The sequence below is a fragment of the Microbacterium sp. LB12 genome, assembly GCF_037150835.1.
Taxonomy (GTDB): domain Bacteria; phylum Actinomycetota; class Actinomycetes; order Actinomycetales; family Microbacteriaceae; genus Microbacterium.
This window is the reverse complement of the sequence record NZ_JBBCPF010000012.1, coordinates 54,770-75,018: the sequence shown is the minus strand read 5'-3', so window position 1 is coordinate 75,018 and position 20,249 is coordinate 54,770. Positions and strand designations below refer to the sequence as shown.

Genomic DNA, 20,249 nt, shown 5'->3' with positions numbered 1-20,249 from the left:
GCCAGGGAAAGCGTCGACTAGTCACGCTTGTCACCCACCTTCATCTGGATGAGAGCCAGCACCGCGACCATGATCAGGATCACGTACGAGATCGCGGAGGCGTAGCCGACGTTGGGGTTCTTCAGGAATGCGAGCTCGTAGAGGTAGTGCGACATCGACATCGAGTTGTATGACGGCCCGCCCTTGGTGAGCGCCCAGGACTCGTCGAACAGCTGCAGCGTGCCGTTGATCGACATGATCGCGGTGAGCACGATCATCGGCCGCAGCTGCGGCACAGTCACGAACCAGAACGTCTTGAACGCACCGGCGCCGTCGATTCGCGCGGCCTCGAGGGTGGAGTGGTCGACGTTCTGCAGCGCCGCCAGGAAGAAGATCATGTTGTAGCCGGTCCACCGCCACAGCAGGCCGATGACGATCACGAACCGCGCGGTCCACGGCTCGCCGAGCCAGTTGAGCGGGTCGTGCATGAGGCCGACCGCCATGAGGGCGTCGTTGACCAGTCCGTCCGTGGCGAACATGGTGCGGAAAACCAGCGAGTACGAGACCAGCGAGACGGCGCACGGCAGGAAGATCATCGTGCGCCAGAGGGCCTTGCCCCTCAGCTTCGGGTCGTTCAGCAGGTTGGCCAGCACCATCGCCAGGATCAGCATGATCGGCACCTGGACCACCAGGTAGAACACCGTGTTGAACATGGTGAGCTTGAAGATCTCGTCGTCGAGCAGCCGGGCGTAGTTCGACCACAGCGGCTCCGCCCAGTTCAGCCGTGATCCCCGGCCGGTCTGCAACGAGAGGACGAATGCCTGGATCATCGGCACGAAGCTCAGCAGCGTGATCAGGAGGGCTGCCGGCAGAAGGAACCCCCACCCGGTGAGGTTGCGTCGCCGTGCGGTGTTCAGCCACGGTCCGCGCGGGGTGAAGTCCGGCGGAGGGGTGCTCCGCCCCCGCCGGCGGGAGCCGTCGGAGGTCACGATCGCCTGGGTCGCCACGATGCGTACTCGCTTTCCATTGCTTCGGAACAGGACGCTCGGGCGGGGCGTCGTGCCCCGCCCGAGCGGAGAGGGTCAGTTCATCGCGAACTCGACGTTGGCCTGGGCCTCGTCGAGCGCATCCTCGATGCTGGTGCCGGCGATGACCTTGGTCATCGCGGCGCTGACCGCGTCACGACCTTCGAAGAAGTAGACGCCGGTGTTGCTGCTGGGCACCTTGGCGCCGAACTCGACGACCTTCTGGAAGATCGGCTGCCCGCTGAAGAACGCGCTCGGCTCGGCGTACACGCTGCTCTTGCCGGCGGGGATCCAGTTCGCGACCGCGCCGGCCTTCGGCAGGATCGTGTCGTAGAAGTCGGTCGATCCCGCGAAGGTGGATGCCAGGAAGTCGGCGGCGAGCGTCGCGTCGCCGGTGGAGCTGATCGCCCAGGACGAACCGCCGTTGGCCGAGTAGTTCGTGGCGTTGGGCACGCCGTCGAGCTTCGGCAGGTCGGTGACGGCCCACTTCCCCGCCTGGTCCTTAGCGGTCTGGATCGACCCGGCGATCCAGATGCCGTTGATGGTGCCGGCGACAGAGCCGTTGACGAAGCTGCTGATGTACTCGTCCCACGAGTTGACCTCGACGAACACGCCGGACTTGACCAGCTCGGTGTACACCTCGATGGCGTCGATCAGCACATCGTTGCCGGCGATCGTGGGCTGACCGTCCTTGTCGAACAGGCTCCCCCCGGCGGACTGCAGGATGATCGACAGCAGGTCGGACGAGCCGGCGATGCCGGAGAGCAGCGGCTTGCCGGTCTTGGCCAGCACGTCCTTGCCCTTCGTGATGAAGTCGTCCCAGGTGGTGCTGGTGAAGTCGTCGATGGTGTATCCGGCCTGCTCCAGCACGTCGGTGCGCAGGGCCGAGACCGCGGTGCCCGAGTCGAAGGGCACACCGTAGTTGACGTCGTCGATCGTGGAGTAGGCGGTGACGCTCTGGGGGAACTCCGAGAAGTCGATGTCGGCGTCGGCGTAGTCGCCGAACACGTCGGGATAGTTGATGACGTTCTTCTGGAACGCGCTGTTCTGCATGAGGAAGATGTCGGGCAGCTCGTCGAACTGCTGCGACTGGGCGATGGTGGTGAGCTTGGCCTGCAGGTCGTCCCAGGGCGTCTCCACGATCTTCAGCTCGAAGTCGGGGTGGTCCTTCTGGTAGACCTTCTCGGCCTCCTTCATCGCATAGATGTTGAAGGAGGGGTCCCAGGCCCAGACGGTCAGGGTGTTGCCGTCGCCGGAGCCCTCGGCGTCGCCACCGCTGCCGCATGCGGTCAGCGCGAACAGGGGAAGGATCGCCGCGGCGGCCATCGCCGCAGCCTTTGTCATGCGCTTCATCGAAGCATGTCCTCTCGGGTGGGATTCAGGTGGCCACGGAACTACTCCTCGGCCCTGCCACGACGTCCACGTCACTGGCAATTGCCGAAATGATCACGTAAACATTTGCGTCAGGCAAGTCCTGTTACGCAATCGTGACCTTACCGGCGCGGGTCAGCGGGTCGATCAGAACCGCTCCCGCCGCTGGCTGCGCCGCGGCTCCGCGATGGGAGGCCGGCGGTCGTGGTTGTATTCGGTCTTCCAGTCGCCGATCACGACCTGGGCGTGGAGCAGCGAGTAGAAGCTGTTGATGTTCAGGCACTCGTCGCGGAGCCTGCTCTCGGCATCCTCGCCTTCACTTCGGCGAGGTCACCCGTTGCCAGGCCTCTCGCCCTCGCTGCGCCACCGGCGACATCCTCCGCTTCGCGAGGTCACCATGGACGAGCCCCTCGCTGGGCGACGCGTGCGTCCCGTCATGGCCTGAGACCTCACATCACCGACGGGGCCCTGCCGAGAGACGATCCTCACGGCAGGGCCCCGTCACGGTGCTTGGGCGCGAGCGGCCGGGTGCGCCTCGGGGGTCAGGCGTCGTCCCGCCCGGCGGCGCGGTGGACGAACTCGATGAGGGAGTTCTCCATCTCGGCGCGGGTCTCGGGCTCGTTGTGAACCTCGTGTCGGACGTCGGGGTAGATGTGGAGTTCGACGTCGTGGCCCTTCTCCTCCAGGCGCCGGGCGACCTCGCGCGCACCCTCGCCGTAGTTGGTCACCGGGTCCTCCGCGCCCGCGAAGATCGCGACGGGAACCTGCGGAAGGCGGTCGAAGAAGTCGTCGCCGTTGGCCTGGTCGTACACGTCGACGAAGCCCTGCAGGAACCGGTTGCTCAAGGGGGCGCCGAAGTTATTGAAGGGGTCGCGGCCGTGATCACGGACGACGTCCGCGTTGCGCGCCACCCAGTCCGTCGGGCCGAAGTCCGGGCCGAGGCGGTCGTAGAAGCCGTCGAACAGCTGGCCCACCAACGCATCCGCAGCGGGGGCGGAACCGTCGGCCGCCACGGCAGCCTTCAGGGCCTCGCGATCCAGCGTCGACTCGACACCGCGCATGCCCACGGCGATACCGCCCAGCGCGAGCCCGTCGACCTCGACACCCGGCTGCAGCACCAGCGCCCGCGCGATCATCGACCCCAGGCTGTGGCCGAACACCACGTACGGCAGATCGGGGAACAGCTCCTTGGCCTTCCGGTACAGCGTCACCTCGTCCTGCACAATGACCGTCGCCGACTCGTCACCGGCGTCACCCCACGTCCCCGACTGCATCGCCGTCCGACCGTGACCCGCGTGATCGTCCGCGACCACGACGAACCCCGCATCCACCAGCGCGGCCGTCATGTGCAGGTACCGGCGGGAGTGCTCGCCGAGACCGTGGATGAGCTGGACCACCGCCACCGGCGTGACCGCCGGTTCGTACACCCAGGCCTGGATGGTGTCGGTGCCGTTGTGCGACGTGAACTCGAGTTCGCGCAGAGCCATGCTGACCTCCTCGACATGCCCCTCGGGCGGGGAGCTCGACGGGCATGACCATACCGTACCTGCCGACAACGGGATGTCCGGCCCCCCGACCTCCGTCGCCCACTCGCGGAACTCCCTGTCGCTGGCGCTGAGAGCGGCAGATACGCGCCCAGCCCGTCCCGAGAGCCGCGTGACCGGGTCCGGACCCGGCGACTACCGCAGCCGGACGACGCGGGCACGCTCCGCATTGGCCACCGATCAAATCCGTATCCAGTTCTATTGGATGCAACAAGCGACGGTTCCGGACCCTAGCCAAGCTCGCCAACCGGACCGCGAAGAAGCTGGACGTCTTCGAGGGCGTCTGCGTCTGGCCAGCGACGCGGCCGCAGTGGCGCGAAGACCTGATGCGGCGGCTGCCGGTGTCGGAGGTGTGGGGTATCGCCTCCCGACTCGAGCGGCGCCTGAGCGGCTACGGGGTGACGTCGATCTGGGATCTCGCGACGGCCGATCCCGTCCAGGTGCGCAAGTGGTTCAACGTCGTGGTGATGCGCACCGCCTTGGAGCTGCGGGGCGTCGCGTGCATCGGTCCCGAGGAAGACCGCACCGGCAAGAAGGACCAGCTGATCGTCTCGAGATCGTTCTCCGAGAAGGTCACGACGCAGGATGGCATCCGCCAGGCGCTGTCGATCTACGCGCAGCAGGCGGCCGCGCGCCTGGTGCGTCACTCGCAGGTCGCGCGGCGCGTCGACGTGTTCGCCGGCACGAGCCACTGGACCGAGCAGAAGCACTACCCGAGCGTGCGCGTGCAGCTCCCCTTCCCCACCGCGGACCCCGTGGAGCTCACGCGCGCCGCGCACCAGCTGCTGCCCCAGATCGAGGACGGCACCCGGTACGCCCGGGCGGGCCTGATGCTCACGGATCTGCTGCCCGCCGGCGTGCACCTGCCGTTGGAGCCCTTCCGCCGCAAGCATGAGGACGCCGGCATTGCCGCCCTCGTCGACGGCGTCCAGAAGAAGGCCGGCAAGGAGGCACTCGGCCTCGGCTACGGCGGGTTCCGCCCGGGCCCGTCGTGGCAGATGAAGCGCGGGATGCTCACGCCGCGGGCCACGACCCACTGGGACGAGCTCGTGCGCGTCCGCGCCTAGCAGCTCACCCCACGCACCCCACCGCGCGAACACGGGCGCATCTGGCAGTACTGCCAAGTGACTGACATGTTGCGGTGGATTTTGCCATCTTCACGCGGAACCTACGCTCGCAGCCAGGTCGGCACACCCCTGGAACCAACCCAGCCGAGGGTCGCGACCAGCGAGTACACCGGCGCCGTGGAAGCCAGCCCGATGACGGTGGATCCCCAGAGCCCCAGTGTGCCGGCCGCCAGTCCCTTGCCGTCGGGTCGTTCGAGATGGATAGGCGTCGTTGACATGAAGTGAACAGTAAAGCGCCGCGATTCCCTGGTCAAGTTACGCAGTTTTGCGACGGAATCCGTGCGTGTCAGTTGCGAGACGCGATAGATTCCGTTTCCTCGTCGTCCGAACGGTCCAGCATGCCGTCCGCGTGCGCGGCGACCCATTCCACCAGCGGCAGCATCCGCTCCATGAGGTCGCGCCCGAGCGGCGTGAGGCTGTACTCGACGTGCGGCGGCACGGTGGGGAACGACTCCCGGTGCACGAGACCGTCGTCGGCGAGGGTGCGCAGCGTCGAGGCGAGCATCTTCTCGCTGATGCCCCCGACCTCCCGGCGCAGCTCGCCCCAGCGACGGGTGCCGTCCGACAGCGACGACAGCACGAGCACGCCCCACTTGCTCATGACGTGGTCGAGAATGACGCGCGTGCTGCAGCCCGGCTCGAAGACCATCGGCGTGGAGGCCTTTATCTGCGCATAACTCACCGTCATGTAGGTACCTTACTTCAAAGTGGGTACCCGCTGGCCGGAATGTTCGTGACGACGGATGCTGTTGTGCCGGGTGACCCCGTCGAAAGGAACCCTCATGACCATCCTCGTCACCGGTGCGACCGGCCAGCTCGGCCGCCTGATCATCCGGAGCCTCATCGAGCGCGGCGCCGACCCGCAGACCGTCGTGGCCGGAGCGCGCGACGTCGCGAAGGCCGCCGACCTGGGCGTGCGCGCGGCGCGCCTCGACTACAGCGAGCCCGACACCGTCGCTGCGGCCCTCGAGGGCGTCGACACTGTCATCCTCGTCTCCAGCTCCGAGGTGGGACAGCGCGTCGCACAGCACCGGGCCGTCATCGACGCCGCGAAGGCCGCCGGCGTGTCGAAGCTCGTCTACACGAGTGCGCCGAAGGCCACCACGAGCGCCCTCGTCCTCGCCCCGGAGCACAAGGCCACGGAGGAGCTCATCGCGGCGTCCGGCCTGCCCGCCGTCATCCTCCGCAACAACTGGTACTCCGAGAACTACGCCGCCGACGTCGCCCGCGCGGCGGAGACCGGCGTGATCGCCGCCGGCGCCGGCGAGGGCCGGGTCGCCTCCGCCAGCCGCAGGGACTTCGCGGATGCCGCCGCGGTCGTGGCCCTCGAGGACGGCCACATCGGCGAGATCTACGAGCTCGGCGGCGACGTCGCCTGGGACTACGCGCACCTCGCGGCAGTGGCCGCCGAGCTCGTCGGCCGGCCCGTCGAGTACCGCCCGCTCACCACCGAGGAGCAGATCGCCGCACTGCAGGCCGCGGGCCTCGACGAGGGCACCGCCGGATTCGTGGCGGCCCTGGACGCCGGCATCCGCGACGGCGCCCTCGCCGACACCGACGGCACGCTCGCGCGCCTCATCGGCCGCCCGACCACCCCGCTCATCGAGGGGCTCCGCGCCGCCGTCGCGGCCTGAGCCGCTTCACCGCTCCCGTATGAGTTCCTGGCGCGTCCCCCTGCCGCAGACCGCGGGAACTCATACGGGAGCGCCGGCGCGGATGCTCAGGAGGCCGGCGGCCTCGTCACGGACGCCCGCTCGATCAGCCGGGTCTCCAGGGTGTGCACGCGCACCCCGTCCGCCTCTCCGTCGATGAGCTCGAACAGGGCCTCCGCGGCCCGCGCGCCGAGGGCGAGCATGGGCTGCTCGATCATCGTGAGCGGCGGCTCCATCACCGCGGCCCAGGAGCTGTCGTCGAAGCCGATCAGCGACACGTCCTCCCCCACGCGCAGCCCCGCGCCGCGGATGGCGCGCAGCGCGCCGGTCACGGCATCCGTCTCCGTGCAGAACAGCGCCGTGGGCGGATCCGGGAGGGCGAGCATCCGCCGCACCTCCTCCTCCGCGCGCTCCTCGTTCTTGAAGCCGACCATCACCAGCTCCGGATCGAAGGCGATGCCCTCGTCGTCGAGCGCGTCGAGGTAGCCCTGCAGCCGGTCGCCGTCGGTGGAGAGGTTCCCCGCCCCCACGTCGACGAAGTCGCGGCGCCGCGTGGGCCGCTCCGCCACCGGCGGTCCCCACACGAACCCGATCCGGCGGTGCCCCGCGGCGATCAGCCGGGCCACGGCCTCGCGCGAGGCCGTGCGGTTGTCGATCACGACGGCGTCGAGGTGGAGCCCCGGGATCACGCGGTCGACGAGGATCACCGGGATGCCGCGGGCGCGCGCCTGCAGGATGTGGTCGGCGGATGCCGGATCGAGGGCGGCCGAGGCGATGATCATCCCGTCGACGCGCTTGTCCATGAGCACGTCGGCGGCGGCGACCTCCTCGGACAGCTTCTCGTAGGTGCTGAGCACGAGGGCGTCGAAGCCCCGCGGACGCGCGGCGTCGGAGATGCCGCGGACGACCCCGCCGAAGAACGGGTTCGCGATGTCGGCGACGATCACGCCGATCGTGTGCGTGACGCCGGTGGACATGCTGCGGGCGACCGCGTTCGCGCGGTATCCGATGCGGGCGGCCGCGGCCAGCACGCGCTCGCGCAGCTCGGGGCTCACATAGCCGTAGCCGCCGAGCGTGCGTGCGGCCGTGGCCCTGCCGACTCCGGCCTCGGCGGCCACCTCGGAGATGGTGGGCGGCGCGGCACGCTCGTTCGTCACCCGCTTCGCCCCTTTCGATCGGCTCACCTCATGCTAGCCGTGGCCGGGGTCGGCCGCCCGCGGCCGAACGCCCCCTCGACGAAGCACTGGTCGTGCGCGGCGTCGGCGCCGGCGCGGAGCGCCGCGTGCAGGGCGGCGGCATCCGGGCGGCGGTCGCGGCGCCAGCCGTCGCCGTGCAGCGACACCAGGAATCCGGCGACGAACGCGTCGCCGCATCCCATCGTGTCCACCATCGGCGCGCCCCCGTCCAGCAGCTTCGCGGGTGCGGAGAGCCGCACCTCCCCGTCGGTGACGACGGCTCCCTCGACGCCGCGGGTGCCCAGGGCGAGCCCGGCCCCTCGTCGCACGGCCTCGTCGAGGAGCGCGAAGGACGCCTCCTCGTCGAGGTCCGCGCAGGACAGCAGCACGAGATCCGCGAAGGGCGCGACCCGGTCGAGGTACTCCGCCGCGCGGAACTCGGGCTCGCTGGAGAGGTCGAAGCTCACGAGAACGTCGTGGCGGCGCAGCCGCGGCAGCTCGGTCTCCACCCGCGAGTACACGCTGGAGTGCACGACGTCGAAGCCGGCCGCGTACTCCTCCCGCCCCTCGTCGAGGTCGATGGGCTCGCGCACGGTGACGCCGCCGCCGTTCCAGCCGAGGAACGTGCGATCGCCGTCGACCACCCGCAGGGAGGAGACCCCCGACTCCCCCCTGCGGACGACGCTCCGGGGCGTCGGCACGCCGGCGTCCTCGATCGACGCCCGCAGGTACGAGCCCGCGTCGTCTTCGCCGAACACCCCGAGATACTCGGCGTGCGCGCCGCGGCGGCGCGCGTAGACGGCCACATTGACGGCGTTCCCACCCGGGTAGTCGATGCCACGGTCGAGGAAGCGGTCGATGATGTTGTCGCCGAAGCCGAGCACTCGCATGGTCACTCCCGTCCGGCTCAGTACGCCATGACGCGGTAGTACCGGCGCAGGTCGAGGGAGTGGTCGCGCACGCGCTCGAGGTGCTTGCTGACGCGGCCCATGACGGTGTCGAGGACGATCGGCGCGATCAGGGCGCGATTCTCCGGGCTGAAGCCCTCGAGCGCGTAGTCCCGGGTGTCGAACACGGTGACGTCGTCGGTGATGCGCTTGGCGAACGCCTCGGCGCGGTCGGTCAGCGGACGCGTGCGGTCCTCGCCCTGGAAGACGAGCACCGACGTGTGCTCCTCGAGGAGCTCGAGGGAGCCGTGGAAGAACTCGGCGCTGTGCACGCGGGTGGTGCGCAGCCACTGCATCTCCTCGAGGATGCACATCGAGTACAGGTACGTGAAGCCCCAGAGCGGGCCGCCGCCGATGAGGAAGTAGTAGTCGGTGTCCTTGTGCGCCTCGGCGAACGCGGCGGCCAGGGGCTCCGCCTGCTCGGCGGCGGCGACCAGCGCGTCGGGGAGGTTCACGAGCTCGTCGGCGAGGGAGGCGTAGCCGGCGAACTCGCCGCGGCGCTCGAGGAGGCGCCCGACGAGCAGCAGCAGCTGCATGTCGAACGGCCAGGTCTTCGGCTCGGAGATGAGCGCGTGGTCCACGCCGAGCGCGATCGGGGAGTCGCCGTGCCCCGTGAAGGCGATCGTGGTCGCCCCGGCCCCGCGGACGAACTCGATCGCCGAGATCACGTCCTCCGTGGTGCCGGAGACCGAGGTGAAGACGGCGGCGGTGCGCTCGCCGAGCAGGGCGTCGCCGGCGACGACGAGCTCGGCGGCGATGACGGCGCGCACCGGCAGGGTCGAGCGCTCGCGGGCGAACAGCTCGTAGGGCCAGGCCTGGGCGTAGGTGCCGCCGGAGCCGACCAGCAGCACGTTGTCGATGCCCTTCGCGAGCAGGTCGTCGACGAGCTGCTCGATCTGGGGACGGAGGGCGACGGCACTGGCCGTCTGCGAGCGGAAGGCGGTTTCGTCGAAGCCGAGCATCAGGAGTTCCTTTCCAGCGCGGGTCGGCGTCCGAGCCTTCCGCGGCGAGTGGGTGTGGTACCGGTATCAGGTGGCAGTCATGCTTGCACAGCATCCGCCTCTTGGTCAACATCCTCGCAAAATCAAGCGCGTTTCCGCCGGAAAGAAGACCGGATTCCGAAATGGGGCTGGTACCGGTATCAGGTTTTGGCTACACTCGCCATCCAGGCACCGAAATCCAACGGCGGATCGGTCGTCGCCCGAAGGCGGCCTCGATCGCCCTCGAAGAGAGGCAAGACATGCGCACTCCACGCACCCTCGCCGTCGTGGCCGCGGCCGCGACCGCACTGACCCTCGCGAGCTGCGCGAGCACCCCGGCCGCGCCCGCGGCCGACGTCACGGCGGAGCCCGAGTTCTCGGGCGAACTCAGCATCCTGACGAAGTTCGGCGGCGAGCCGCTCGAGGCGTACTTCGAAGACCTGGCAGCCGAGTACGAGGAGCTCCACCCCGACGTCACGATCGAGCTCATCCAGGAGACCGATCAGTCCATCAAGGACAAGACGAAGACCCTGACGGCATCCCAGGCCCTCCCCGACATCTTCTTCACGTGGACGGGCAACTGGGCCGAGAACTTCGTGCGCGGCGGCATCGCGGCCGACCTCTCCGAGGTGATCGCCCCGGGAACCGAGTGGGGCGACACCTTCGGCGAGGCGTCGCTGTCGGCGTTCGAGTTCGACGGGAAGCACTACGGCATCCCGCTCTACAACAACGGCAAGTTCATGGGCTACAGCAAGGCCGCGTTCCAGGCGGCCGGCATCGAGGTCCCGACGACCTTCGAGGAGCTCATCGAGTCCTGCGGGCCGCTGCGCGACGCGGGCTACGAGCCGATCGCGTTCGGCAACAAGGACGGCTGGCCGGCGCTGCACTACCTGCAGCAGCTGTTCGCCTACAACGTCCCGTCCGACGTCCTGCACGCGGACTTCGACCCCGAGACGGCGACCTGGGACGACCCCGGCTACGTGACGGCGCTCGAGCAGTTCAGCGAGCTGGTCACCACCTGCACCGACTCGGGCACCGGCACCAACGGCGTGCTGTACACCACCGCACAGGAGGCGCTCGCGGGAGGCCGCGCGGCGATGTACTACCAGGAGGTGCTGGAGTTCGACTCGATCACCGTCGAGGGCGCGAAGGTCACCGCCGAGGACTTCGGCATCTTCCCGCTGCCCGCTCCCGCCGACGCCGCGGGCGACCCGGATGCGATCGTGGGCTCGCCGGAGGGCTACCTCATCAACGCGAAGTCGCCGCAGGCCGCGCTCGCGGTCGATTTCATGAAGTTCGTCACGTCCACCGAGAACGCCCAGACGCTCTCCTCGCCGCCCTACGGCCAGCCGAGCGCCGTCGTCGGCGCGGTCACCGAGGAGACCTCCAGCAAGGCGGTCTTCGAGGGCATCACGAAGGTCAACGAGGCGTCCCAGCTCGTGGTCTGGCTCGACACCGTGACCGTTCCCGAGGTCGCCGACGCCTGGCTCGCCGGCGGCGAGGCGCTGATCAGCGGCAGCGCCACCCCCGAGGAAGTGCTCGAGAGTGTTCGCGCAGCGAACCACGACGCGAAGTGAGGCGCGGTCGGGGGCGGGCTACCGCCTGCCCCCGACGGTCACCGAAGCCGTCGTCACCGTGCGCCGCGGGCGCCGACCGGTGCCGAACCGGAGCCGGTCGCGCCTGAGCAGGATCGCCGGTCTCGCCTGGGTGCTGCCCGCCCTCGTCGTGCTCGGCGTGTTCGTCTACCTCCCGCTCGTGCAGAACTTCGTGTTCTCCACGCAGGAGTCCGACATCTACACCGGCACCCAGGAGTTCGTCGGGCTGGAGAACTACGAGAAGCTCGTCGGCGACCCGATCTTCTGGTCGGCGTTCGGGAACAACGTGCTCTACGCGGTGCTCTCCATCGTGTTCCAGGTCGGCGGGGCGCTCATCCTCGCGGCGATGATCGAGAGCCTGCGCAGCACGCGGTGGCGCAAGGCCCTGCGGGCGATCTACTTCATCCCCTCGGCGATCTCGCTGACCGTCGCAGGCCTGCTGTTCTACTTCATCTACGAGCCGAAGCTCGGCCTGCTCAACCACGCCCTCGGCGCGATCGGGCTCGGCGACCTCGCCCAGCCGTGGCTCGGCCAGGAGTCCACCGCCATGGTGTCCATCATCGCGATGAGCCAGTGGCAGGGCTTCGGCTACTCGACGCTCCTGTTCGCCGTGGCCATCCAGCGGATCCCCTCCGAGCTCTACGAGGCCGCGAGCCTCGACGGCGTCGGCGCCTTCGGGCGCTTCCTCCACATCACCGTGCCGCTGGTCCGCGAGATGACGGGCCTCATGATGATCGTCACCATGTCCGGGGCGTTCCAGGTGTTCAACGAGGTCATGGTGATGACCTCCGGCGGCCCGAACAACTCCACGCAGGTACTCGCCAGCTGGCTGTACCGCAGCGGATTCGTCCGCAACGACTTCGGCTACGCCGCCGCCATCGCCACCGTGCTGTTCGTCGTGACGATGCTCATCGCCCTCGCCCAGCTCTGGTACACCCGCCGCAGAAGAGTGGAGTTCTGATGAACCGCATCGGATTCGTCGGCGCCGTCGCGCGCATCTTCATCTGGTCGTTCCTGCTCGGCCTCGTCCTCGTCGTGCTCTACCCGCTGCTGTGGATGGTGCTGAACGGCTTCAAGACGAACGCCGAGCTGTTCGGCAACCCGTTCGCGCTCCCGGTGAGCTTCGAGTGGCAGAACTACGTCGACGCGTGGAACCGCGGCGTGAGCGATTACCTCACGGCGAGCGTGCTCGTCACGGTCACGTCGACCATCACGACCGTGTTCATCAGCGCGTGGGCGGCCTACGGCTTGACCCGGGTGCGGATGCCGTTCGGGCGCACGATCTCCGGCATCATCCTCGGCGGCCTCATGCTGGCCCCGGCCGTCGCGCTGGTCCCGCTCGTGCGGATGTTCCAGTCGATGGGCCTGTACAACACGTTCTGGGCGCTGCTGGTCCTCTACACGGCGTTCCGGATCCCGTTCACGACGTTCCTCATCCGCTCGTACATGATCGACCTGCCGCGTGAGGTCGACGAGGCGGCCGAGGTCGACGGCGCGAGCCGGTGGACGACGTTCTGGCGGATCATCCTGCCGATGTGCCGGCCGATCATCATCTCGACGATCCTGCTGCACGTGCTGTTCGCGTGGAACGAGTACCTGTTCGCCATGGTGTTCACGAGCGGCACGTCGATCCAGACGCTGCCCGTCGGCCTCACCAGCCTGATGAGCAAGCACGGCACCGACTATCCGGTCGTGTTCGCGGGCATGGCGGTCGCCGCCCTCCCCGTGATCGTGCTGTTCTTCGCCAGCCAGCGGCACTTCGTGAAGGGACTCGCGGAGGGCATGGGCAAGTGAGCGCGCCGCCGCTGATCGATCGGGTCACCGGCTCGAACTTCTCCTACCAGCACCACGCGCTGGAGCGGTGCCTCGACGACATGGCCGCGCTCGGGCGGACGAAGATCGAGCTGTGGGGCATCGCCCCGCACGCGCACGTGCCGTGGATGACGGATGCGGAGGCTCGCGGCATCCGTCGCTCCGCGGCCGCCCGGGGCCTGGAGATCGCCTGCCTCACGCCGGAGCAGGTGATGTACCCGGTGAACATCGCGTCGCCCGATGCGCGCGTGCGCGCGGCGAGCGTGAGCATGTTCCGCCGGGCCGCCGAGCTCGCGGTCGAGCTCGGCGCCGGCATGCTGTTCCTCACCTCGGGGCGCGGCGCGGAGGACGAGCCGCGGGAGGCCGCATGGACGAGGGCGGTGGATGCCGTCGGCGAGATTGCCGCGTACGCCGCCCGCCTGGGGGTCGACTGCGTGCTGGAGCCGCTGCAGCGCGTCGAGTCGAATCTCGTGAACTCCGCCGCCGACGCGGCGCGGATGCTCGACGACGTGGGGGCGGCGAACCTCGGCGTGGCTCTCGACACGGTGGCTGCGCATGCGGCCGGGGACACGGTCGACGCGTACTTCGCGGCCCTCGGCGAGCGCGTGCGGCACGTGCACCTCATCGACGGGGCGCCGACCGGGCACCTCGCCTGGGGCGACGGCATCCTCCCTCTGCGGGACATCGCGGACGCCCTCGCCCGCAACGGCTATGCGGGTCTCGCCACCGTCGAGCTCTTCGGCGACGGCTCCTACGCGCTCGACCCGCGCCCCGCTCTCGAGCGCTCCCTCGCCGCGATCGCCGCCCTCTGAGGCCCCCGCCCCCTCGCTCCGGTCGCAGAAAGGCTCGCCATTCGGGAAGAATGGCGAGCCTTTCTGCGACGGGAGCAGGGTCTTCGCGGCTACTGGGTGACCGGCGCCCAGGCGCCGATGCCGACCTCGCCGAGCTCGGCGCCCGCCTCGAACCGGTCGAGGCGGAACGCGTCCAGCACGGGAGACGGGCGGCCGGTGAGGACCTCCTCGGCGACGAGCTCGCCGAGGATGAGGCCGAGGGTCGCACCCGAGTGCGTGAAGAGCGTGTACAGCCCGTCGATCGCGGAGACCGCGCCGACGACCGGCTCGCCGTCACCAGGGATCGGCTTGAGGCCGGCGGCCACCCGCTCGGCGCGCAGCACCGGGTTCCCGGCCAGCACGCGCGACCCCTCCTCGAGCAGGCCCTGCACAGAGGCCTCGGGCACGGTCAGCGAGCCGTCGGGTTCGACGACGATCGACTTCTCCGCCCAGTCGGCGTCGAGCACCAGCCGTCCGTCGGGCATCGGGCGCACGGCCACCCGCGGGGTGTTCAGCACCGTGCGCACGCGCGGCTCGACGGGCTCGGTGATGACGACGAAGGCGGCGGGGGTGGCGTCCGGCACCTCCACGCCGAGCGCGGCGAGCTGCGCGGGCACGTGGCCGCCCGTGGCCAGCACGACGCGGTCGGCGGCGATGCGCGTGCCGTCGCCGAGGACGACCCCGACGGCCCGGCCGTCCTGCACGTCGACGCGCGCGTCGCCGGCATCCTCGATGAGCTCGGCGCCGTCCGCCGTGGCCTGCGCCAGCAGCGCGGCGACGAGGTCGGGCAGGTTCACCCAGCCCTCTCCCCTGTTGTAGATGGCGCCCTCCGCGGCGACCGCGTCGGCGTTCACGTCGGGGGTCAGCGCCGCGACCTGCTCGCGGGAGAGCCAGATCGAGTCGTAGCCGCCGGCGCGCTCGTAGTCGAACGTGTCGCGGAAGCTCTCGTCCTCACCGCCCCACTTCAGGGCGCCGTCGAAGCGCAGGTAGGCGCTGCTCTCCGGGTGCCGCTCGCGCCAGGTGCGGTAGCGGTCCAGGCCGATGAGGCGCAGGTACCGGTACTCGACCGAGCGGGCGCCCGACGAGTTCAGCCAGGCGATCGAGCGGCCGGAGGCGCCGTCCGCGGGCTTGCCCGCGGTGACGAGCGTCACCCGGGCGCCGCCGCGCGCGAGGTGCGCCGCGGTCGAGGTGCCGAGGATCCCGGCGCCGATGACGGCGACGTGGAGAGAGTTGGTCATCGTTGTCCTTCATTCGTGTCGGAGTGGTCAGCCCGGCGCAGCGGCGTCTCGGCGTGCAGGCGCTCGATGAGCTCGAGCACCGCCACCGCGTCGGCCGCGTCGACGGGAAGCGGGGCGTCCCCGCGGATGCTGTCGGCGAGGGCGCGGTAGAACGCGCCGTAGTCGCCCCTGAGGGTGGGCAGCGGCTCCAGGGAGCCCTCCACGCCGAACACGCCCCAGCGGTCCGCCGGCGTGACGCCGTAGTCCTCGTCCGCGGGCGAGGCCCCGGCAGCGAGGGCGGCCTCCTGCCCGTCGAGTCCGTGGCTCGTGTACCCGCTGCGGGAGCCGAGCACGTGGAACCGCGGGCCGAACTGCGGGGCGAGCGAGTTCATCCACAGGTGCGAGATGGTGCCGGACTCGTGCCGCAGCGCCACGAACGCGTCGTCGTCGGCCAGCCCGCCCGGCCGGTTCACGGCGAGCTCGGCGCGGGCGTCGGCGATCGGCCCGAACAGCTGCACCGCCTGGTCGATGAGGTGCGTGCCGAGGTCGAACAGGATGCCGCCGCCGTCCGCGGCGGTCGCCTCCGCCTTCCAGCTGGCGCGGATCTCGGGCTTGTACCACTCGAACCGCGACTCGAAGCGGCGCACGGCTCCCAGCCGCCCGGTCTCCACGAGTTCGCGGATCGTGCGGAAGTCGCCGTCCCACCGCCGGTTCTGGAACACGGTGATCCGCCGGCCGAGACGCTCGGCGTGCGCGATGAGCGCGCGCCCCTCGGCGGAGGTCACCGCGAACGGCTTGTCGACGACGACGTCGAGGCCGGCGTCGAGCGCGGCCGTCGCGATGCCCGCGTGGGTGGCCGGCGGGGTGCCGATCACCACGAGGTCGAGCTCGGCGGCGCGCGCGAGCATGTCCTCCGCGGTCGCGACGACGGATGCCGACGGATGCCGGTGCGCCGCCTCGGCCGCGCGCTCCGCGTCCCCCGTGACGATGAGGTCGAGCGAGTACGCGGGGTCGGCCTCGAGGAACGGCGTGTGGAACACGCGGCCGGAGACGCCGAAACCGACGACGGCGGCGCGGATCGGCCGCGCGACGGCATCCGTCATCACAGCACCTCCGAGAGGAACAGGCGCAGGCGGTCGCTCTGCGGGTCGTCGAAGATCTGCTCAGGGGTGCCGGCCTCGACCACGCGCCCCTCGTCCATGAAGACGACCTGGTCGGCGACCTTGCGGGCGAAGCCCATCTCGTGGGTGACCACGAGCATGGTCATTCCGCGCTGGGCGAGCTCGGCCATGAGGTTGAGCACGCCCTTGACGAGCTCGGGATCGAGGGCGCTCGTGGCCTCGTCGAAGAGCATGACCTCGGGCTCCATGGCGAGCGCCCGGGCGATCGCCACGCGCTGCTGCTGGCCGCCGGAGAGGTCGCGGGGGCGGTGGTCGGCGCGCTCGGCGAGGCCGACCTCGGTGAGGCGGGCCAGGGCGATGCGCTCGGCCTCTCCCTTCGGCATCCGCTTCACGTTGCGCAGCGCGAGGGCCACGTTCTGCTGGGCGGTGTGGTCGGGGAAGAGATTGAAGTGCTGGAAGACGAGCCCGACCCGGCGGCGCAGCACGTCGGGCTTGAGGGTGAGGGCGTCGTCGTCGGCGAGGAGCACGCGCCCGCCCTTCGGCTCGTGGAGGCGGTTCACGCCGCGCAGCAGCGTGGACTTGCCCGAGCCGGAGGGGCCGATGATGCAGGTGGTCGTGCCGGGCTCGACGGTGATCGTGACGTCCTTGATGACGTCGATGTCGCCGTAGGCCATGCGGAGGTTCTCGATCTGCAGCCGGGAGCCCTCGTAGAAGCGGCCCTCGGTGACGGGCTGGGGCGAGGTGTACGTCATGTGTTCTCTCCTCGGGTGTAGACCGGGCTGAGGGACTGCTCGGCGACCTCCTCGAGGCCGCTCTTGGGCGGAGTGGGCTTGCGGCGGCCGGTGCGGAACCGGTTGTCGAAGTAGTTCACCAGGTGGGTGAGCGGAACGGTGATCACGAGGTAGAAGATGCCCGCCATCACCAGCGGCGAGAGGTTGCCGGTGAGCACCGCGGCGTCCTGGCCGACGCGGAACAGCTCGCGCTCGGAGACGAGGAGCCCGAGGAAGTACACCAGCGAGGAGTCCTTGACGATCGCGATGAACTGGTTCACCAGGGCGGGCAGCACGCGGCGGATGCCCTGGGGCACGACGACGAGTCGCATGGCGGAGCCGTAGGTCATGCCCAGGGCGCGGCAGGCCTCGAGCTGGCCGCGGTCGACGGCCTGGATGCCGGCGCGGAAGATCTCGCCGATGTAGGCGCCGGCGATGAGGCTGAGGGCGAGGATGCCGAGCGGGTAGGGCGAGGGGCCGAACATCTGCCGGCTCAGCCAGGCGAAGCCCTGCCCGATGAGGAGGATGGTGAGGATCGCGGGGAGTCCGCGGAAGATGTCGGTGTAGATGCGGGCGGGGACGCGCAGCCACGGGGTGCGGGCGACGCCCATCACGGCGAGGATCATGCCGATCACGATGCCGAGCACGGTGGCGGCGATCGAGATGATCAGCGTGTTCACCAGGCCGGTGCCCAGCAGCTGCGGCATCACCTTCCACATCGCCTCGAAATCGAGGAACGTCTTGATGATCTTGTCGAGCCAGTCCATGGGGATCTCCTGTTCGGGGTGCGGGGCGGATGCTGCGGCATCCGCCCCGCACCGGCGAGGCGATTACTCGCCGTCGCCCTCGCCCTGCTCGTCGCTGGGCAGGTACTGGTCGGGCATCGGGGAGCCCGGGAACCACTTCTCGTACAGCTCCTTCCAGGTGCCGTCCTCCATCGCGGCGTGCAGCGCCTCGTTCAGAGCGTCGCGGAACTCGTCCTTGCCCTGCGCGATCGCGAAGCCGGCCGGGGCGTCGAACGACGGGATGTCGATGGCGTTCTCCAGGCCGTACTGCTCGGCGTACTCCTTCGCCGCCTCGAAGTCGAGGAAGTGCGCGTCGACCGAGCCGCTGTTGACGGCCGAGATCGCGGAGTTGTTGTCGGGGAAGCGCACGAGCTCGGTGTCGGTGAAGTTCTTCACCGCGTACGCCTCCTGCAGAGTGCCCTGCACGACGCCGAGACGCTTGCCAGCCAGGCTGTCCTCGTCGGTGATGCCGCTGTCGGGGCTGGCCATGACGGTCAGGTATCCGGCCAGGTAGCCCTCGGAGAAGTCGACCGTCTGCTCGCGCTCCTCGGTGATGCCGATCGCGGCGACGCCCACGTCGAACTGGCCGTTCGCGACGGCCGACAGCAGGCCGGAGAAGTCCTGGCCGGTGAAGACGACGTCGTCGATGCCGATGCGCTCGGCGACGTCGGTGAAGAGCTCGACGTCGAAGCCGGTGAACTCACCGCTCTCGTCGGTGAAGGTGTACGGCTTGGCATCGCCAAGGCTCGCCACGCGGATCTGGCCGGGGGTGACGAGGCCGTACGGGTTCTCTTCGCCGGCGTCGTCGCCGGACGAGGCGGCGCCGCTCTGGGCGCATCCGGTCAGGGCGAGAACGCCGGCTACTGCGGCGGCGACCGCGATACGGCGGAAGGATTTCATGGCCACGATGTGGCTCCTCTCGAAGGGGCTGCTGTGTCGGGGTGGGGGAGGTGAGAGGATCTCGGTGTAAATTGAGACCGGTCTCAATTGGGTGTTTCCAGGAGAGTACACGCGTCGGCAGGACTCGTCAATATGCTGAGAGTCCGCGTCAAGAGGGAGGGTGCATTCGGTGAGTGCGCAGAGTGAGGGGCGACGCGGGGCGACCGTGGCCGACGTCGCAGCGCTGGCAGGAGTCGCGAAAGCGACCGCTGCACGGGCGCTCGGCGAGTACGGCGCAGTGAGCGCGAAGGTGCGGCAGCGGGTGCGCGATGCCGCGGCTGAACTGGGCTATCGACCGAACGAGGTCGCCCGCAGCATGAGCACCGGACGCTCGAACACCATCGGCATCATCGTCGGCGACATCGAGAACCCCGCCTTCGCACAGGCCACCCGCGGAGCATCCGACGTCGCCGACGCAGCCGGCTACGACCTGATCCTCTCGAACTCCGGCGAGCAGCCCGACGCCGAGGAGACGGCCATCGAGGTGCAGCTGTCGAAACGCGTCGACGGACTGCTCATCGCGCCGGCATCGTCGCTGCGCGCCTCGAACTACACGCCCATCACGGACGCCGGCCGCCCCGTCGTGTTCTTCGACCGCGTGGTCTACGACTTCGACGCCGAAGCCGTGATCGCCGCGAACCGCGCCGGCGCGCGACGTCTCGCCCAGGTCCTCCTGGATGCCGGACACCGCCGCATCGCGTACGTGTCGACTCTCAATGACCTGGAGCCGGTCGAGACTCGCGCCGTATGGGATGAGCATGGCTCCCTACGGTTCAGCCCGGGGCTCGCGTCATCGGTGATCGACGATCGTGTAGGCGGCATCGGTACCGCGCTGCGTGCAGCTGGCGTCCCGGATCCCCTGGCGTTCGTACGGCTCGGAGCGAAACTCAACGGCATCGGCCGCACCGTCACCGAGCTAATCACCGGCGACTCTGCCGTCACGTCCATCATCGCCTCTGACAGCGTGATTGCGATCCATGCGTTCCGCGCGATCCGTGACATTGGGCTGCGCATCCCCGACGATATCTCTCTCGTCGCCTTCGACAACGCCCCCTGGACATCCGTCACAGAACCCGGGATCACAGTGATCTCGCAACCGGAGCGCGAACTTGGCGCGATGGCGGCACGTCTGCTGATCGAGCGGATTGAGGGCGACGCGCGACCCGCGGTGCGGCACACGCTCCCGCAGGCGATCATCGAGCGCGGGTCGGTCGGTCCACCGCGTGCCCGATTGCTGGGCAGTATCCAGTGACCCGAATGGCGGAAACGCAACGAGCAGCCCAAATCGCTGATCGCGGCAACCAAACGCTGCCCGATACGGTGCCGCGGCTCGCCGCTGCTCTACTAGGCCGTGTTGCTAAAGCCTTCTGATGGATCGGT

General features: G+C 69.5%; 20 protein-coding genes and 1 pseudogene. 7 read left to right on the top strand and 14 right to left on the bottom strand.

Annotation, left to right across the window (positions count from 1 at the left end):
- Positions 1-17: 17 nt before the first annotated feature.
- The 4 genes and pseudogenes from WFM69_RS17095 to WFM69_RS17080 all read right to left on the bottom strand — a co-directional run bounded on the left by WFM69_RS17095 (position 18) and on the right by WFM69_RS17080 (position 3,862).
- Positions 18-986 (bottom strand): carbohydrate ABC transporter permease, encoded by a 969-nt coding sequence (locus tag WFM69_RS17095; protein ID WP_337006778.1) that lies wholly within the window; start codon positions 984-986, stop codon positions 18-20.
- A 75-nt stretch (positions 987-1,061) separates the two neighbouring features.
- Entirely contained in the window at positions 1,062-2,357 is a 1,296-nt protein-coding gene (locus tag WFM69_RS17090) for an ABC transporter substrate-binding protein (RefSeq protein ID WP_337006776.1), read from the bottom strand.
- 165 nt (positions 2,358-2,522) lie between these two features.
- Positions 2,523-2,687 (bottom strand): annotated as a pseudogene (locus WFM69_RS17085) (integrase core domain-containing protein); the annotation flags it as partial.
- A 230-nt stretch (positions 2,688-2,917) separates the two neighbouring features.
- Positions 2,918-3,862 carry an alpha/beta fold hydrolase gene (locus WFM69_RS17080; RefSeq protein WP_035964342.1) on the bottom strand — a complete coding sequence of 315 codons (945 nt, stop codon included), beginning with the start codon at positions 3,860-3,862 and terminating at the stop codon, positions 2,918-2,920.
- A 383-nt stretch (positions 3,863-4,245) separates the two neighbouring features.
- On the opposite strand from WFM69_RS17080, the gene WFM69_RS17075 reads away from it, so the two are divergent.
- The gene (locus WFM69_RS17075) at positions 4,246-4,986 is read left to right on the top strand and encodes a DinB/UmuC family translesion DNA polymerase (RefSeq protein WP_337006769.1); all 741 of its coding nucleotides are present in this window, start codon (positions 4,246-4,248) and stop codon (positions 4,984-4,986) included.
- A gap of 101 nt (positions 4,987-5,087) precedes the next feature.
- Here the strand turns inward: WFM69_RS17075 and WFM69_RS17070 are convergent, their stop codons facing one another.
- Together WFM69_RS17070 and WFM69_RS17065 are read right to left on the bottom strand one after the other, a co-directional pair.
- Positions 5,088-5,264, bottom strand: a complete 177-nt coding sequence (locus tag WFM69_RS17070; RefSeq protein WP_337006821.1) for a hypothetical protein — start codon at positions 5,262-5,264, stop codon at positions 5,088-5,090.
- 68 nt (positions 5,265-5,332) lie between these two features.
- Positions 5,333-5,734: a winged helix-turn-helix transcriptional regulator gene (locus WFM69_RS17065; protein WP_337006767.1), complete on the bottom strand. Its 402-nt coding sequence runs from the start codon at positions 5,732-5,734 to the stop codon at positions 5,333-5,335.
- A 94-nt stretch (positions 5,735-5,828) separates the two neighbouring features.
- Between WFM69_RS17065 and WFM69_RS17060 the strand changes: the two genes are divergently transcribed.
- Positions 5,829-6,680 carry an SDR family oxidoreductase gene (locus WFM69_RS17060; RefSeq protein ID WP_337006765.1) on the top strand — a complete coding sequence of 284 codons (852 nt, stop codon included), beginning with the start codon at positions 5,829-5,831 and terminating at the stop codon, positions 6,678-6,680.
- 86 nt (positions 6,681-6,766) lie between these two features.
- Here the strand turns inward: WFM69_RS17060 and WFM69_RS17055 are convergent, their stop codons facing one another.
- From WFM69_RS17055 to WFM69_RS17045, 3 genes are read right to left on the bottom strand one after another with little or no spacing between them, the layout of a single operon-like run.
- Positions 6,767-7,855, bottom strand: coding sequence for a LacI family DNA-binding transcriptional regulator (locus WFM69_RS17055; protein ID WP_337006763.1), 1,089 nt, complete (start codon positions 7,853-7,855; stop codon positions 6,767-6,769).
- 23 nt (positions 7,856-7,878) lie between these two features.
- Positions 7,879-8,763 carry a PfkB family carbohydrate kinase gene (locus WFM69_RS17050; RefSeq protein WP_337006820.1) on the bottom strand — a complete coding sequence of 295 codons (885 nt, stop codon included), beginning with the start codon at positions 8,761-8,763 and terminating at the stop codon, positions 7,879-7,881.
- 17 nt (positions 8,764-8,780) lie between these two features.
- Positions 8,781-9,782, bottom strand: coding sequence for an SIS domain-containing protein (locus WFM69_RS17045; RefSeq protein ID WP_337006761.1), 1,002 nt, complete (start codon positions 9,780-9,782; stop codon positions 8,781-8,783).
- Positions 9,783-10,060: 278 nt separating this feature from the next.
- Between WFM69_RS17045 and WFM69_RS17040 the strand changes: the two genes are divergently transcribed.
- From WFM69_RS17040 to WFM69_RS17025, 4 genes are read left to right on the top strand one after another with little or no spacing between them, the layout of a single operon-like run.
- Positions 10,061-11,377 (top strand): ABC transporter substrate-binding protein, encoded by a 1,317-nt coding sequence (locus tag WFM69_RS17040; RefSeq protein WP_337006759.1) that lies wholly within the window; start codon positions 10,061-10,063, stop codon positions 11,375-11,377.
- Complete coding sequence (locus WFM69_RS17035) at positions 11,346-12,356, top strand: carbohydrate ABC transporter permease (protein WP_337006757.1); 1,011 nt, start codon at positions 11,346-11,348, stop codon at positions 12,354-12,356. Before WFM69_RS17040 ends, WFM69_RS17035 begins: the two co-directional genes overlap by 32 nt.
- Entirely contained in the window at positions 12,356-13,189 is an 834-nt protein-coding gene (locus WFM69_RS17030) for a carbohydrate ABC transporter permease (RefSeq protein ID WP_337006755.1), read from the top strand. The genes WFM69_RS17035 and WFM69_RS17030 overlap by 1 nt, the downstream gene beginning before the upstream one ends.
- Positions 13,186-14,019 carry a sugar phosphate isomerase/epimerase family protein gene (locus WFM69_RS17025; protein ID WP_337006754.1) on the top strand — a complete coding sequence of 278 codons (834 nt, stop codon included), beginning with the start codon at positions 13,186-13,188 and terminating at the stop codon, positions 14,017-14,019. The genes WFM69_RS17030 and WFM69_RS17025 overlap by 4 nt, the downstream gene beginning before the upstream one ends.
- Positions 14,020-14,108: 89 nt before the next feature.
- On the opposite strand, the gene WFM69_RS17020 is transcribed toward WFM69_RS17025, so the two are convergent.
- The 5 genes from WFM69_RS17020 to WFM69_RS17000 form a co-directional block, all read right to left on the bottom strand.
- A complete protein-coding gene (locus WFM69_RS17020; RefSeq protein WP_337006752.1) occupies positions 14,109-15,275 on the bottom strand; it encodes an NAD(P)/FAD-dependent oxidoreductase in 1,167 nt (388 codons plus the stop codon).
- Complete coding sequence (locus WFM69_RS17015) at positions 15,272-16,357, bottom strand: Gfo/Idh/MocA family protein (protein WP_337006750.1); 1,086 nt, start codon at positions 16,355-16,357, stop codon at positions 15,272-15,274. The genes WFM69_RS17020 and WFM69_RS17015 overlap by 4 nt, the downstream gene beginning before the upstream one ends.
- Entirely contained in the window at positions 16,357-17,127 is a 771-nt protein-coding gene (locus tag WFM69_RS17010; protein ID WP_337006748.1) for an amino acid ABC transporter ATP-binding protein, read from the bottom strand. The genes WFM69_RS17015 and WFM69_RS17010 overlap by 1 nt, the downstream gene beginning before the upstream one ends.
- Positions 17,124-17,912, bottom strand: coding sequence for an amino acid ABC transporter permease (locus tag WFM69_RS17005; protein WP_337006746.1), 789 nt, complete (start codon positions 17,910-17,912; stop codon positions 17,124-17,126). Before WFM69_RS17005 ends, WFM69_RS17010 begins: the two co-directional genes overlap by 4 nt.
- Before the next feature lie 63 nt (positions 17,913-17,975).
- Positions 17,976-18,830: an ABC transporter substrate-binding protein gene (locus WFM69_RS17000; RefSeq protein ID WP_337006819.1), complete on the bottom strand. Its 855-nt coding sequence runs from the start codon at positions 18,828-18,830 to the stop codon at positions 17,976-17,978.
- Positions 18,831-18,999: 169 nt separating this feature from the next.
- On the opposite strand from WFM69_RS17000, the gene WFM69_RS16995 reads away from it, so the two are divergent.
- Positions 19,000-20,121, top strand: coding sequence for a LacI family DNA-binding transcriptional regulator (locus tag WFM69_RS16995; RefSeq protein ID WP_137772154.1), 1,122 nt, complete (start codon positions 19,000-19,002; stop codon positions 20,119-20,121).
- Positions 20,122-20,249 lie beyond the last annotated feature (128 nt).

Coding starts and splice junctions, on each gene's coding strand:
- WFM69_RS17045 (WP_337006761.1), bottom strand. CDS start 9,782: ATGCTCGGCTTCGACGAAACCGCCTTCCGCTCGCAGACGGCCAGTGCC.
- WFM69_RS17020 (WP_337006752.1), bottom strand. CDS start 15,275: ATGACCAACTCTCTCCACGTCGCCGTCATCGGCGCCGGGATCCTCGGC.
- WFM69_RS17070 (WP_337006821.1), bottom strand. CDS start 5,264: ATGTCAACGACGCCTATCCATCTCGAACGACCCGACGGCAAGGGACTG.
- WFM69_RS17010 (WP_337006748.1), bottom strand. CDS start 17,127: ATGACGTACACCTCGCCCCAGCCCGTCACCGAGGGCCGCTTCTACGAG.
- WFM69_RS17050 (WP_337006820.1), bottom strand. CDS start 8,763: ATGCGAGTGCTCGGCTTCGGCGACAACATCATCGACCGCTTCCTCGAC.
- WFM69_RS17040 (WP_337006759.1), top strand. CDS start 10,061: ATGCGCACTCCACGCACCCTCGCCGTCGTGGCCGCGGCCGCGACCGCA.
- WFM69_RS17005 (WP_337006746.1), bottom strand. CDS start 17,912: ATGGACTGGCTCGACAAGATCATCAAGACGTTCCTCGATTTCGAGGCG.
- WFM69_RS17090 (WP_337006776.1), bottom strand. CDS start 2,357: ATGAAGCGCATGACAAAGGCTGCGGCGATGGCCGCCGCGGCGATCCTT.
- WFM69_RS17015 (WP_337006750.1), bottom strand. CDS start 16,357: ATGACGGATGCCGTCGCGCGGCCGATCCGCGCCGCCGTCGTCGGTTTC.
- WFM69_RS17065 (WP_337006767.1), bottom strand. CDS start 5,734: ATGACGGTGAGTTATGCGCAGATAAAGGCCTCCACGCCGATGGTCTTC.
- WFM69_RS17075 (WP_337006769.1), top strand. CDS start 4,246: ATGCGGCGGCTGCCGGTGTCGGAGGTGTGGGGTATCGCCTCCCGACTC.
- WFM69_RS17000 (WP_337006819.1), bottom strand. CDS start 18,830: ATGAAATCCTTCCGCCGTATCGCGGTCGCCGCCGCAGTAGCCGGCGTT.
- WFM69_RS17060 (WP_337006765.1), top strand. CDS start 5,829: ATGACCATCCTCGTCACCGGTGCGACCGGCCAGCTCGGCCGCCTGATC.
- WFM69_RS17030 (WP_337006755.1), top strand. CDS start 12,356: ATGAACCGCATCGGATTCGTCGGCGCCGTCGCGCGCATCTTCATCTGG.
- WFM69_RS17080 (WP_035964342.1), bottom strand. CDS start 3,862: ATGGCTCTGCGCGAACTCGAGTTCACGTCGCACAACGGCACCGACACC.